This is a genomic window from Streptomyces sp. NPDC002935 (assembly GCF_040611295.1).
GTDB lineage: Bacteria > Actinomycetota > Actinomycetes > Streptomycetales > Streptomycetaceae > Streptomyces.
Genome location: NZ_JBEXNW010000054.1, coordinates 1 through 12,621, shown reverse-complemented (window position 1 = coordinate 12,621; position 12,621 = coordinate 1). Strand labels below are relative to the sequence as shown.

The following is a 12,621-nucleotide window of genomic DNA, read 5'->3' as shown; positions in this document are numbered from 1 at the left end:
GCCCGACATGCGCCGTATGGCGGACAGCAAGAAACTGACGGTACTGCTCACGGGGAGCGGGTACTAGGAGGCAGACATGGGCTGGTTGTGGGCGATCATCGTCGGGTTCGTGCTGGGCCTGATCGCCAAGGCGATCATTCCTGGCAAGCAGCACAGCCCACTCTGGCTGACCACCATCTTCGGCATCCTCGGAGCGATCGTGGGCAACGCGATCGCCCGGGGCATAGGAATCGCCGAGACCAAAGGCATCGACTGGGGCCGGCACGCGCTGCAGCTGGCCGCCGCGATCGTCCTCGTCTTCCTCGGCGACATGCTCTACATGGCCATACGGGGCGACAAGGCGAAGGCCTGAGACCACCGCCCGGCCGCCCTGGGAGCCGACAGGACGCACGGCGGTACGACGAAGGGGGCGGCCCCGTCAGGGAGCCGCCCCCTCCGTATGCGCGGAAGCCTCAGGCGCCCGTGACCTCGACCGCGGCCAGGCTCTTCTTGCCCCGGCGCAGCACCAGCCAGCGGCCGTGCAACAGGTCCTCCTCGGCGGGGACCGCGTCCTCGGCGGACACCTTCACGTTGTTCACGTACGCCCCGCCCTCCTTGACCGTGCGGCGCGCGGCGGACTTGCTGGCCACCAGGCCGACCTCCGCGAAGAGGTCCACGACGAGACCCGCCTCGGCGACCTGGATGTGCGGCACCTCGGACAGGGCCGCGCTCAGCGTCCGCTCGTCGAGCCCGGTCAGCTCGCCCTGCCCGAAGAGGGCCTTGGACGCGTCGATCACGGCGGCCGTCTGGTCGGCGCCGTGCACCAGCGTCGTCAGCTCCTCGGCCAGCGCGCGCTGGGCGGCGCGGGCCTGGGGGCGCTCCTCGGTCTGCCTCTCCAGCTCCTCCAGCTCCCCGGGAGACCTGAAGGACAGGATCCGCATGTACGTCGAGACGTCACGGTCGTCCACGTTCAGCCAGAACTGGTAGAAGGCGTACGGCGTCGTCATCTCGGGGTCGAGCCAGATGGCGCCGCCCTCGGTCTTGCCGAACTTGGTGCCGTCCGCCTTGACCATCAGCGGCGTCGCCAGCGCGTGCACATGAGCCCCGGGCTCCAGACGGTGGATCAGATCCAGGCCCGCCGTGAGGTTGCCCCACTGGTCGCTGCCGCCCTGCTGCAACGAACAGCCGTAGCGTCGGTACAGCTCCAGGAAGTCCATGCCCTGCAGCAGCTGGTAGCTGAACTCCGTGTAGCTGATGCCCTCCTCGGACTCCAGACGCCGGGCCACCGAGTCCTTCGTCAGCATCTTGTTGACGCGGAAGTGCTTGCCGATGTCCCGCAGGAACTCGATGGCCGAAAGACCGGCCGTCCAGTCGAGGTTGTTCACCATGACCGCGGCGTTCTCGCCCTCGAAGGACAGGAACGGCTCGATCTGCGAGCGCAGCCGCGTCACCCAGTTCGCGACCGTCTCCGGGTCGTTCAGCGTGCGCTCGGCCGTCGGGCGCGGGTCACCGATCTGGCCCGTCGCCCCGCCGACCAGGGCCAGCGGCCGCAGCCCCGCCTGCTGGAGGCGACGCATGGTGAGCACCTGCACCAGGTGACCGACGTGGAGGCTGGCCGCGGTCGGGTCGAAGCCGCAATAGAACGTAACGGGACCGTCCGCGAGCGCCTTGCGCAAAGCATCTTCGTCAGTGGACAGGGAGAACAGTCCCCGCCACTTCAGCTCGTCGACGATGTCCGTCACGGTTCTCGTATCTCCTTGAGTGGTCTCGTGAATCAGGTATGAGGTTATACGCCCTGGCTGACAGAGCTCATATTGAAGTCCGGCACCCGCAGCGCGGGCATCGCGGCCCTGGTGAACCAGTCGCTCCACTCCCTGGGCAGCGTCTTCTCCGTCCGCCCCGCCTCCACGGCCCGTCCCAGCAGGCCCACCGGCGACTCGTTGAACCGGAAGTTGTTCACCTCGCCCACGACCTGGCCGTTCTCGACGAGGTACACGCCGTCCCGGGTGAGCCCGGTCAGCAGCAGCGTCGCCGGGTCGACCTCGCGGATGTACCAGAGGCAGGTCAGCAGCAGACCGCGCTCGGTGGCGGCGACCATCTCCTCCAGCGAGCGGTCCTCGCCGCCGTCGAGGACGAGGTTCCCGATCGTCGGCGTGACCGGCAGCCCGGTCAGCTCGGCGCTGTGCCGGGTGGTGGACAGATGCCGCAGCTCGCCCTCGTGGATCCAGTCGGTGGCCTTCAGCGGCAACCCGTTGTCGAACACGGAGGCGTCGTCGCCCGAGGAGTGCGTGAGGACGAAGGGAGCGGACTCCAGGCCCGGCTCGTTCGGATCGCTGCGGAGTGTCAGCGGCAGCTCGGTGAGCCGCTCGCCGATCCGGGTGCCGCCCCCGGGCTTGCTGAAGACGGTCCGGCCCTCGGCCGCGTCCCGGGCGGCGGCCGACCACATCTGGTAGATCAGCAGGTCCGCGACGGCGGTCGGCGGCAGCAGCGTCTCGTAGCGCCCGGCGGGCAGGGCGATGCGCCGCTCCGCCCAGCCCAGCCGTACGGCCAGTTCCGCGTCCAGCGCCGCCGGGTCGACGTCCTTGAAGTCCCGCGTCGAGCGTCCCGCCCACGCCGAACGCGTACGGTCCGGGGACTTGGCGTTGAGCTCCAGCGTGCCGTTCGGCTGGTCGTGCCGCAGCCGCAGCCCCGTCGACGTACCGAGATAGCTGGAGACGAGCTCGTGATTGGCGAAGCCGTACAGCTCGCGGCCACCGGCACGCGCGCGTGCGAACGACTCGCCGAGCGCCGGAGCGAAGTCGGCGAAGACGGAGGACGAGGTCTCGGCGGGCGCGTCCGTGAAGTCGGGGGACTCCGGCACGCCCGTGACCAGCGGCCGGCCGTCCTCGGCCGGACCGGCACCCCGCGCCGCGGCCTCGGCCGCCCGCACCAGGGGCTCCAGCTCGTCGGCGGTCACGGCCGAGCGCGAGACCACACCGGACGCCGTGCCCTCCCGGCCGTCGACGGTGGCGATCACGGTGAGCGTGCGCCCGCGCGTGACCCCGTTCGTCGTGAGCGCGTTGCCCGCCCAGCGCAGGTTGGCGGTGGACTCCTCGTCGGCGATCACCACACAGCCGTCGGCGCGGGACAGTTCGAGGGCGCGCTCGACGACCTCGTGGGGCTTGTTCTGCTGGCTGGAGCGAGCGCTCATCGACCGGCCTCCTGCGTGGTGTTGAGGATGTTGACACCCTTGAAGAGGGCGGACGGGCAGCCGTGCGACACCGCGGCGACCTGGCCCGGCTGAGCCTTGCCGCAGTTGAAGGCACCGCCGAGGACATACGTCTGCGGGCCGCCCACCGCGGCCATCGAACCCCAGAAGTCGGTGGTCGTGGCCTGGTACGCGACATCGCGCAGCTGACCCGTGATCCGGCCGTTCTCGATCTTGAAGAAGCGCTGACCGGTGAACTGGAAGTTGTAGCGCTGCATGTCGATGGACCAGGACCGGTCGCCGACGACGTAGATGCCGCGGTCGACGCCCCCGATCAGATCCTCGGTGGCCAGCCCGCCGGGGTCCGGCTGGAGGGACACGTTGGCCATGCGCTGCACGGGCACATGACCGGGGGAGTCGGCGTAGGCGCATCCGTTGGAACGGTCGAAGCCGGTCAGCCTCGCGATCCGCCGGTCCAGCTGGTAGCCGACGAGCGTGCCGTCCTTCACGAGGTCCCAGGACTGGCCCGCGACACCCTCGTCGTCGTACCCGATGGTGGCGAGGCCGTGCTCGGCGGTGCGGTCACCGGTCACGTTCATCAGCTCGGAGCCGTACCGGAGCTTGCCGAGCTGGTCGAAGGTGGCGAAGGACGTCCCGGCGTACGCGGCCTCGTAGCCCAGAGCGCGGTCCAGTTCGGTGGCGTGCCCGATGGACTCGTGGATGGTCAGCCACAGGTTGGACGGGTCGACGACGAGGTCGTACAGCCCCGCCTCGACGCTCGGCGCCCGCATCTTCTCCGCGAGCAGCACCGGAATCTGCTCCAGCTCGGAGTCCCAGTCCCAGCCGGTGCCCCGCAGGTACTCCCAGCCGCGCCCGACCGGCGGCGCGATCGTCCGCATCGAGTCGAACTCGCCGCTGGACTCGTCGACGGCGACCGCGGTGAGCTGCGGGTGCAGCCGCACCCGCTGCTGCGTGGTCACGGTCCCGGCGGTGTCGGCGTAGAACTTGTTCTCGTGCACGGTCAGCAGCGAGGCGTCGACATGGTTGACGCCGTCGGCCGCCAGCAGCCGGGCGCTCCAGTCCGCCAGCAGCTCCGCCTTCTCCTCGGCCGGCACGGAGAAGGGATCGATCTCGTACGAGGAGATCCACGTCTTCTCGGCGTGCACCGGCTCCTGAGCCAGCTCCACCCGCTCGTCGGAACCCGCCGCCTTGATCACCTGGGCCGACAGCTTCGCCATCGCCACGGCCTGCGAGGCGACCTTCGCGGCCGCGTCCATCGTCAGATCCACACCCGACGCGAACCCCCAGGTCCCGCCGTGCACCACCCGCACCGCGTACCCCAGGTCCGTGGTGTCCGACGACCCGGCCGGTTTGGCGTCGCGCAGCCGCCAGGACGCGCTGCGCACCCGTTCGAACCGGAAGTCCGCGTGATCGGCGCCCAGCGCCCGCGCCCGCGCGAGCGCGGCGTCGGCGAGTGCGCGCAGCGGTAGCGCCGTGAACGCTTCGTCGATGGAATGAGGCACCGAGGTCTCCCTGCTGTTGTGGCCCGTCGGGTCCGATCATGTCGCGCGGGCGGGCCCGGCGGCCACGCCTTTGCCGTAGCCGGCGCGTCTTTCGGCCGTGCCGCCTCGGCTTTCCGGCCGTACAGCCTCGGCTTTCTGTAGGGATCCGACAGCAGGCACCCGAACCCACTGTCGGTGCCCGATTCTCTGAGAGGCCGAGCGGACCGATAGGTTTTCGAGGAAGGCGCCTGTATTGCAGGGGTTTCAGTCCGCTAACGAAAGGGTGATCCGTTGAGCCGCTCGGTTCTCGTCACCGGAGGCAACCGGGGCATCGGCCTCGCCATCGCCCGCGCATTCGCCGACGCAGGCGACAAGGTCGCGATCACGTACCGGTCCGGTGAGCCGCCGGCCGGCTTCCTGGCGGTCAAGTGCGACATCACCGACACCGAGCAGGTGGAGCAGGCCTACAAGGAGATCGAGGCCGAGCACGGCCCGGTCGAGGTCCTGGTCGCCAACGCCGGCGTCACCAAGGACCAGCTCCTGATGCGTATGTCCGAGGAGGACTTCACCTCGGTCATCGACACGAACCTCACCGGCGCCTTCCGCGTCGTCAAGCGCGCCAACCGTGGCATGCTGCGGGCCAAGAAGGGCCGCGTAGTCCTGATCTCGTCGGTCGTCGGGCTGCTCGGCTCGGCGGGCCAGGCGAACTACGCCGCGTCCAAGGCCGCCCTGGTCGGCTTCGCGCGCTCGCTCGCCCGGGAGCTCGGCTCGCGCAACCTCACCTTCAACGTCGTCGCGCCCGGCTTCGTCGACACCGACATGACGCAGGCGCTCACCGACGAGCAGCGCGCGAACATCGTGTCGCAGGTGCCGCTGGGCCGTTACGCGCAGCCCGAGGAGATCGCCGCGACGGTGCGGTTCCTCGCCTCGGACGACGCCTCGTACATCACTGGAGCCGTCATCCCGGTTGACGGCGGACTGGGAATGGGTCACTGATCACCATGAGCGGAATTCTCGAGGGCAAGCGCGTCCTGATCACCGGTGTGCTGATGGAGTCCTCCATCGCCTTCCACACCGCCAAGCTGGCCCAGGAGCAGGGCGCCGAGATCATCCTGACCGCGTTCCCGCGGCCCACGCTGACCGAGCGCATCGCCAGGAAGCTCCCGAAGCCCACCAAGGTCATCGAGCTCGACGTCACCAACGACGAGCACCTCGGCCGCCTCGCCGACATCGTCGGCGAGGAGCTGGGCGGCCTCGACGGCGTCGTGCACTCCATCGGCTTCGCGCCGCAGGACGCCCTCGGCGGCAACTTCCTCAACACGCCGTTCGAGTCGGTCGCCACGGCCATGCACGTCTCCGCCTTCTCCCTGAAGTCGCTGACCATGGCCTGCCTGCCGCTGATGCAGAGCGGCGGCTCCGTCGTCGGCCTCACCTTCGACGCGCAGTACGCGTGGCCGCAGTACGACTGGATGGGCCCGGCCAAGGCCGCCCTGGAGGCCACCAGCCGCTACATGGCGCGCGACCTGGGCAAGCAGAACATCCGCTGCAACCTCATCTCGGCGGGCCCGATCGGCTCCATGGCCGCCAAGTCCATCCCGGGCTTCGGCGAGCTCGCCTCGGTGTGGGACACCCGCGCGCCCCTGGAGTGGGACCTCAAGGACCCGGAGCCGGCCGGCAAGGGCGTCGTCGCTCTGCTGAGCGACTGGTTCCCGAAGACCACGGGCGAGATCATCCACGTGGACGGCGGTCTGCACGCCATCGGCGCGTAAACGCTTACGCCCGGTTCCGACGCCCCGTTTCCCGCAGTGCGCGGGGAGCGGGGCGTCGCCCGTTCGGCCCAGTCGGCCGGGCGGCCCGGACCCCGTGGCCCGCAGGCTGGGAGAACGCACCGCCCCGCAGCCGTACGGCCGAGGAGGTCCCCTTGTGCGCCTGTCCCGCCGCTTTGCCCCGGTGTTCGCCGCTGTCGCCCTGGTGATGGCCGTGCCGTACGACGCGATGCCCCATCCGCGCGTGGGGGGCGCGAACGTGAACGCGGGGACACGGAGACCCGCCGCACCCCAGCCGTTCGGCGCCGCGTGCCGCACCGTCGTCACCGGTTCGCATGTCGTCGCGTACTGCCACAACCCCTATGTGGCCACCGACCGCGTCCGTCTGCACATCGAGTGCGCCCGCTGGTGGGACATCGACACGGACAGCGCCCCGGTCGACGTCGGGCCCGCGACGACGGTCCGGCTGACCGGCCGCTGCTGGAAGGAGATCCGCGCGGTCTGGATCACCCACGGGGAGTGATGGCGTACGGCCGCGGGCGGCAGCCGGTGCCACCCGCGCGGACCGGCGGCCGGACAAGGCGCCCGGCCGCCGCGGGGTCCGGAGAAGGCACGCGGCGGCCCCGGGGTCCGGTCGGCGACCGACGGCGGCGGTCACCCGGCTGCCGCGGTCTGCAGCCGGAGCCGATCCCCCGACGCGGCCCCCTGCGGCCGCGGATCGGCAGCCGGCGCCGATCCCCCGACGCCGCACCCCGCCCCGACCCCCTACGCCTGCCCCTGCCCCTGTCCCTCTCCCTGTCCCTGACCGCCCGGCCGTCCGGGCCGGCACTGGAACGGATAGCTCGCGGCCTCCGTGGCCGCGGCCTCCGCGTCACCCGTCCGGATCGCGTCGACGAGCCGGGCGTGGTCCATGTACGTCTCCGGCGTCAGCTCCTTGCCGACGTCCTCGCGCAGCCAGTCGCGCAGCACCTCGCCCAGATCCGCGTACATCGCCGTCATGACGTCGTTGCGGGACGCGGCCACCACCGCCATGTGGAAGGTCGCGTCGGCGGCCACGAAGGCCTCCGCGTCGCCCGACTCCCAGGCCTCCTCCCGGCGTACGAGGAGGGCGTCCAACTGCTTGAGATCGCGCTCGGTGCGCCGCTCGGCGGCCAGCCTGGCGGCGCTCGACTCCAGCGTGGAACGCAGTTCGGCGATGTGCCGGGGGTCGGCGTCCGCGAACCTGCGGTGCATCACGCCGGCCAGCTCGCTGGTCGCCACGACATACGTGCCGGAGCCCTGCCGGATGTCCAGCAGCCCGTTGTGGGCGAGCGCCCGGACGGCCTCGCGCACCGTGTTGCGGGCGACGCCGAGCTGGTCGACGAGCTCCGGCTCGGTGGGGATACGCGAGCCCACCGGCCACTCGCCCGAGGTGATCTGGTTCCGCAGCTCGGCGATGACCTGCTCGGACAGGGCCGAACGGCGGGGATGGCTCAGCGGCATGACGGTCCTTCGTACGGGCCCGGGTGTGATCGTTCGCGCGGGGCCGGAGGCTCCGGAGATTAACGCAGCGGGATTGGACACCCAATCATCCCATGATTCTATGATGGGCAGCATGGCCCCCGAGGAATCCCGGACGACGACGTCCCCAGCGATACACCGCTCCACCCAGAGCGCGGCACCCCGAACGCCCGCCACGCACGCGTGGACGACGCGCCTCGTGGTCGTCGGCATCGTCCTCACCGCGCTCAACCTGCGCCCGGCCATCACCAGCCTCGGCGCCCTCCTCGAAGAGGTGCGCGACGGGCTCGGCATGAGCGGCAGCGTCGCCGGGCTGCTCACCTCCGTACCGCCCCTCTGCTTCGCCGTCTTCGGTGTGATGGCCCCCCGGCTGGCCCGCCGCTTCGGGCCCGCCGTCGTCGTCTGCGCGGGCATGGTCGCCATCACCACGGGCCTGGCCCTGCGCCCGTACATCGGGGGCACTGCCGGCTTCCTGGCCGCCAGCGCGCTCGCGCTCATGGGCATCGCCGTGAGCAACGTCCTGATGCCCGTGATCGTCAAGCGCTGGTTCCCCGACAAGGTCGGCTCCATGACGGGGCTGTACTCGATGGCCCTCGCGCTCGGCACCTCGGCCGCGGCCGCGGTGACCGTCCCCATGACCGGCGCCCTGGGCGGCAACTGGCGGTCCGGGCTCGTGGTGTGGGCGGGACTCGCCGCGGCGGCCGTCCTCCCGTGGATTCTGCTGGTACGCGCGCGGGGCGCCGCCTCCTCCACCGGTGACCGTGAACCCACCCCGGCCGACACGGCCCGGCACGAGCCCGACGGACTGCGCATCACCCGCAGCCGTACGGCCTGGGCGCTCGCCGTCTTCTTCGGCCTCCAGGCCACCGCCGCCTACATCACGATGGGCTGGATGGCGCAGATCTTCCGCGACGCGGGTGTCGCAGCCGGCACCTCCGGACTGCTCCTCGCCGTCACCATGGTGATGGGCGTGCCGCTGGCCTTCGTCATCCCGCGCCTCGCCACCCGCCTGCCCCACCAGGGGCCCATCGTGGTCGCCCTCGGCCTCTGCGGACTCGCCGGATACGCGGGCCTCTACTTGGCCCCGGCGGCGGGTGCGTGGGCCTGGGCCCTGCTGCTCGGCGTCTCCAACTGCGCCTTTCCGCTGGCCCTCACCATGGTCGGCATGCGGGCCCGCACGGGCGCCGGTGTCGCCAAGCTGTCGGCGTTCGCCCAGAGCACCGGCTATCTGCTCTCCATCCCGGGCCCGCTGCTGGTGGGTGTGCTCTACCAGCACAGCGGCGGCTGGGGCCTGCCGCTCGCGATGATGGCCGGGCTGATGGTCCCGCAGATCGGCGTCGGCATCCTGGCGGGCCGCAACCGCACGGTGGAGGACGAGGCGGCCGGCTGACCCCGCCGCCGGGCGGGGAGACCTGCCCCGGCGGCGGCGCGGCGGACGACGGGTGCGACACTGGCCGCATGCCTGTGCTCGACCCGAACCCCCAGAACGGCCAGAAGAAGCTGCTGCTCGTGCTCGGCGCGATGCTGGCCATCACGGTGATCATCGGCATCATCGCGTCCATCGCGTCACCAGGGTGAACGGCTGATCACCGCGGCCGTGGGCGTGCTGCCGATCGCCGCCGCACCCGTGCCGCGGAGCCCCGCTCACCCCTCCAGGACGCGCCGCCCCCGACGGCGACCCGCCTCCGGGCCCGAGGGTAGGGCTAACCCCCCGTCCCCTAGGGGGTGAGTGTCAGGGTCAAGTGGGTGGATCACCGGATGGGTTGAGGGCCGCGGAGTCCGTAGCTTCGAGTTGTGACCGCGAGACGCGGTCCAGGGACCACTCGAAGACTCACGGAGGCGGCATGTCGGCCCATACGCACACCCGGCCCCACCCGGTGACCACGGGCCGCGTGGACATCCGACTGCCCTGGTGGGCCCTCGCCCTGCCCACGCTCGCCTTCATCACCCTGCTGCTCATGATCCTCAACCCGGCGGACGCGCACGCCGCGGGCAGTGACCCGGCGATCACCCACCTGTTCGAGCGCGTCCAGCAAACGCTGCAGCACACCACCTCGTGAGCCTCCGCGCGGGTCCGGCCCTCAGCCGCACCCCCAGGTACCCCTGAGCCACCGGGCCTGTCCCGCCCCGGTCACGCACCCAGGCACTCCTTTGCCCCACCGCTCACCCGCACAGGCCTCACCACGGCAACCCGTGCCACCAGGGCAGACCGCGCCGATGCCACCGCGCCATCGCGCAAGGACGGACGCCACCGCGCCTCCCGAGACACCGCTTCACCCCCCGAGGGGTACGCCATCACCCCTGACGGGGCAGGGCGTCACCCCCGCCGAGGGACCGCATCAACTCCCTGCGCCCCATGAAATGTTTCGTGCGAAGCTGGGACGCATGAGCGTCGCAGAACCCCGCAGGATTGTCCTCTTCCGGCATGCGAAAGCCGACTGGCCGCAGATGTCCGACCATGAGCGGCCGCTCTCCGACCGGGGCCGCATGGACGCGGCCATCGCCGGACGCAGGCTGGCCGACACCGGCATCCCCTTCGACCTGGCCCTCTGCTCCACCGCGATCCGGACCCGCGAGACGTGGAAGCACGCTGTCCAGGAGCTCCCGCATCGGCCGAAAACGGTCTATGAGGAGCGGCTCTACGAAGCCTCGCCCGGCGAGCTGATCGCCGTGCTCAACGAGACTCCGGACGACGCGGAGAACGTGATCCTGATCGGTCACAACCCCGGCGTACACGGCCTCGCCGAGATCCTGGCGGGCCGGGCCGAGGGTGACACCCGCACCCGGATGAACGCCCAGGGCTTCCACACCGCCGCTTTCGCGGTGCTCTCCTTCGACGGCCCCTGGAAATCCCTGGAACCCGGATCGGCCGCCCTGACCGACTACTGGGCCCCGACGGAGTGAGCCCACCCCTACGACGGACGGGGGCCCGGCACCGCCACGGTGCCGGGCCCCCGTCCGTCGTAGGACGTCACTCAGTGAGCGATGTCGTCCTCATGCATGTCGGCGGCCTCGACCTCTTCACGGGTGACGCCCAGCAGATACAGGACCGTGTCGAGGAACGGGAAGTTCACCGCGGTGTGCGCGGCCTGCCGCACCACCGGCTTCGCGTTGAACGCGACCCCGAGCCCGGCGGCGTTGAGCATGTCGAGATCGTTGGCGCCGTCGCCGACCGCCACGGTCTGGGCCAGCGGCACCCCGGCCTCGGCGGCGAACCGGCGCAGCAGCCGCGCCTTGCCCGCCCGGTCCACGATCTCCCCGGTGACCCGGCCGGTCAGCTTCCCGTCGATGATCTCCAGCGTGTTGGCCTGGGCGAAGTCGAGCCCGAGCCGCTCCTTCAGATCATCGGTCACCTGCGTGAACCCGCCGGAGACGACGCCGACTTGGAAGCCGAGTCGCTTCAACGTACGAATCAGCGTGCGCGCGCCCGGCGTCAGCCGCACTTCCTCGCGCACCTTCTGCACCACCGACTCGTCCAGCCCTTCGAGGAGAGCCACGCGCGCGTGCAGGGACTGCTCGAAGTCCAGCTCACCACGCATCGCGGCCGCGGTGACCTCGGCGACCTCGTCCTCGCACCCGGCGTGCGCGGCGAAGAGCTCGATCACCTCGTCCTGGATGAGCGTGGAGTCCACATCCATCACGACAAGACGCTGGGCCCGGCGGTGCAGGCCCGCGGCCATGACCGCGATGTCCACACCGAGCGCCGAGGCCTCGGTCACCAGCGCGGTGCGCAGCGCCTCGGTCTCCGTACCGGACACGGCGAACTCGACCGCCGTCACCGGGTACTTGGCCAGCCGGAAGATGCGGTCGATGTTGCCGCCGGTCTTCGTGATCCGCGCGGCGATGGCGGCCGTCGACTCCGCGGTGAGGGGATGCCCCAGCACCGTGACCAGCGAACGTCCGGAACCACGCGGACGGTTGTCACCGAGGCCGGAGATGATCTCCGCCTGCATCTTCATCGACTCCGCCCAGCTGTGGACGGTGGCCCGCAGATCACCTTCGAGGCCGGCGGGCGGCTCGGTCACGAGCGCGCACAGCACGATCCGGCCGCGGGTGACGACCTGCTCGATGTCGACCACGTCGACGGAGTAGGCGGCGAGGGTGTCGAAGAGTCCGGCGGTGATGCCCGGCCGGTCCTTGCCGAAGATCTTGACAAGAAGAGTGGGCACATCAAAGGTCTGCGAAGCGCTCATGGTGCTCCCACCGTATCCGGCACCCAGTGCCTCCCGCCCGCCCGGTCCGCCTAGCGGACACAGAACACTGGGTAACACCCAAACGGCACACCGGTGACAACTTGCCGCTCCCCCTCGCGGGGGCGTGGCATCAACCCCACAACCGCCCAGCTGGCTGCCCCACCCCGGGTCCTACCGACCCCACAACCTCCTTCTTTCGCCCCCTCCGCCCCTACCCTTCCCGTACCTGGGGCTCCGCCCCAGACCCCGCTCCTCAAACGCCGGAGGGGCTGAATCTTTCCCCGGAGCCGAAATCGCGCGGGGAGGGACGGAGCCCCCACCACGACGCACCCGCGGCCGTCATCCGGCGGAAGGGGCCGTGCCGGTACATCACCTGCCCGTCGCTCACGTCCGGATCGAGCAGCGGCTCCCTCGGAAACCCACGTCTGATCCAACGGCGACGGGCGGATGTACCGGCACGGCCCCGACCCACAACGCACCCGGACGCCGGCCCC

Annotated in this window: 13 protein-coding genes; 8 read left to right on the top strand and 5 right to left on the bottom strand. The window is 70.9% G+C overall.

Annotated elements, in window-relative coordinates; genetic code table 11:
- Positions 1–76: 76 nt before the first annotated feature.
- Entirely contained in the window at positions 77–352 is a 276-nt protein-coding gene (locus ABZX90_RS40935; RefSeq protein ID WP_351127966.1) for a GlsB/YeaQ/YmgE family stress response membrane protein, read from the top strand.
- Positions 353–452: 100 nt separating this feature from the next.
- Here ABZX90_RS40935 and tyrS read toward each other — a convergent pair whose 3' ends face one another.
- The 3 genes from tyrS to ABZX90_RS40920 are packed head-to-tail and all read right to left on the bottom strand — an operon-like array spanning position 453 to position 4,689.
- The gene (gene tyrS, locus ABZX90_RS40930) at positions 453–1,721 is read right to left on the bottom strand and encodes a tyrosine--tRNA ligase (protein WP_351127964.1); all 1,269 of its coding nucleotides are present in this window, start codon (positions 1,719–1,721) and stop codon (positions 453–455) included.
- A 44-nt stretch (positions 1,722–1,765) separates the two neighbouring features.
- On the bottom strand, positions 1,766–3,169 hold the full coding sequence (locus tag ABZX90_RS40925) for a metallopeptidase TldD-related protein (RefSeq protein WP_355213389.1): 1,404 nt from the start codon (positions 3,167–3,169) through the stop codon (positions 1,766–1,768).
- Entirely contained in the window at positions 3,166–4,689 is a 1,524-nt protein-coding gene (locus ABZX90_RS40920; RefSeq protein WP_355213388.1) for a TldD/PmbA family protein, read from the bottom strand. Before ABZX90_RS40920 ends, ABZX90_RS40925 begins: the two co-directional genes overlap by 4 nt.
- A 270-nt stretch (positions 4,690–4,959) precedes the next feature.
- Here ABZX90_RS40920 and fabG point away from each other — a divergent pair, with 270 nt between their 5' ends.
- The 3 genes from fabG to ABZX90_RS40905 all read left to right on the top strand — a co-directional run bounded on the left by fabG (position 4,960) and on the right by ABZX90_RS40905 (position 6,957).
- Positions 4,960–5,664, top strand: a complete 705-nt coding sequence (gene fabG / locus ABZX90_RS40915) for a 3-oxoacyl-[acyl-carrier-protein] reductase (RefSeq protein WP_351127958.1) — start codon at positions 4,960–4,962, stop codon at positions 5,662–5,664.
- Between the two features lie 5 nt (positions 5,665–5,669).
- A complete protein-coding gene (gene fabI / locus ABZX90_RS40910; RefSeq protein ID WP_351127956.1) occupies positions 5,670–6,437 on the top strand; it encodes an enoyl-ACP reductase FabI in 768 nt (255 codons plus the stop codon).
- Between the two features lie 154 nt (positions 6,438–6,591).
- Positions 6,592–6,957 carry a hypothetical protein gene (locus ABZX90_RS40905; protein WP_351127954.1) on the top strand — a complete coding sequence of 122 codons (366 nt, stop codon included), beginning with the start codon at positions 6,592–6,594 and terminating at the stop codon, positions 6,955–6,957.
- Between the two features lie 242 nt (positions 6,958–7,199).
- Here ABZX90_RS40905 and ABZX90_RS40900 read toward each other — a convergent pair whose 3' ends face one another.
- Positions 7,200–7,916 carry a FadR/GntR family transcriptional regulator gene (locus tag ABZX90_RS40900; protein WP_355213387.1) on the bottom strand — a complete coding sequence of 239 codons (717 nt, stop codon included), beginning with the start codon at positions 7,914–7,916 and terminating at the stop codon, positions 7,200–7,202.
- A gap of 100 nt (positions 7,917–8,016) precedes the next feature.
- On the opposite strand from ABZX90_RS40900, the gene ABZX90_RS40895 reads away from it, so the two are divergent.
- From ABZX90_RS40895 to ABZX90_RS40880, 4 genes are all read left to right on the top strand, one after another.
- Positions 8,017–9,324 carry a CynX/NimT family MFS transporter gene (locus tag ABZX90_RS40895; protein WP_355213386.1) on the top strand — a complete coding sequence of 436 codons (1,308 nt, stop codon included), beginning with the start codon at positions 8,017–8,019 and terminating at the stop codon, positions 9,322–9,324.
- A gap of 68 nt (positions 9,325–9,392) precedes the next feature.
- Positions 9,393–9,512 carry an SGM_5486 family transporter-associated protein gene (locus tag ABZX90_RS40890; RefSeq protein ID WP_351127948.1) on the top strand — a complete coding sequence of 40 codons (120 nt, stop codon included), beginning with the start codon at positions 9,393–9,395 and terminating at the stop codon, positions 9,510–9,512.
- 266 nt (positions 9,513–9,778) lie between these two features.
- A complete protein-coding gene (locus ABZX90_RS40885; protein WP_355213385.1) occupies positions 9,779–9,994 on the top strand; it encodes a hypothetical protein in 216 nt (71 codons plus the stop codon).
- Positions 9,995–10,319: 325 nt separating this feature from the next.
- Complete coding sequence (locus ABZX90_RS40880; protein WP_351127944.1) at positions 10,320–10,838, top strand: histidine phosphatase family protein; 519 nt, start codon at positions 10,320–10,322, stop codon at positions 10,836–10,838.
- Between the two features lie 71 nt (positions 10,839–10,909).
- On the opposite strand, the gene serB is transcribed toward ABZX90_RS40880, so the two are convergent.
- Positions 10,910–12,127, bottom strand: a complete 1,218-nt coding sequence (gene serB / locus ABZX90_RS40875; protein ID WP_351127942.1) for a phosphoserine phosphatase SerB — start codon at positions 12,125–12,127, stop codon at positions 10,910–10,912.
- Positions 12,128–12,621 lie beyond the last annotated feature (494 nt).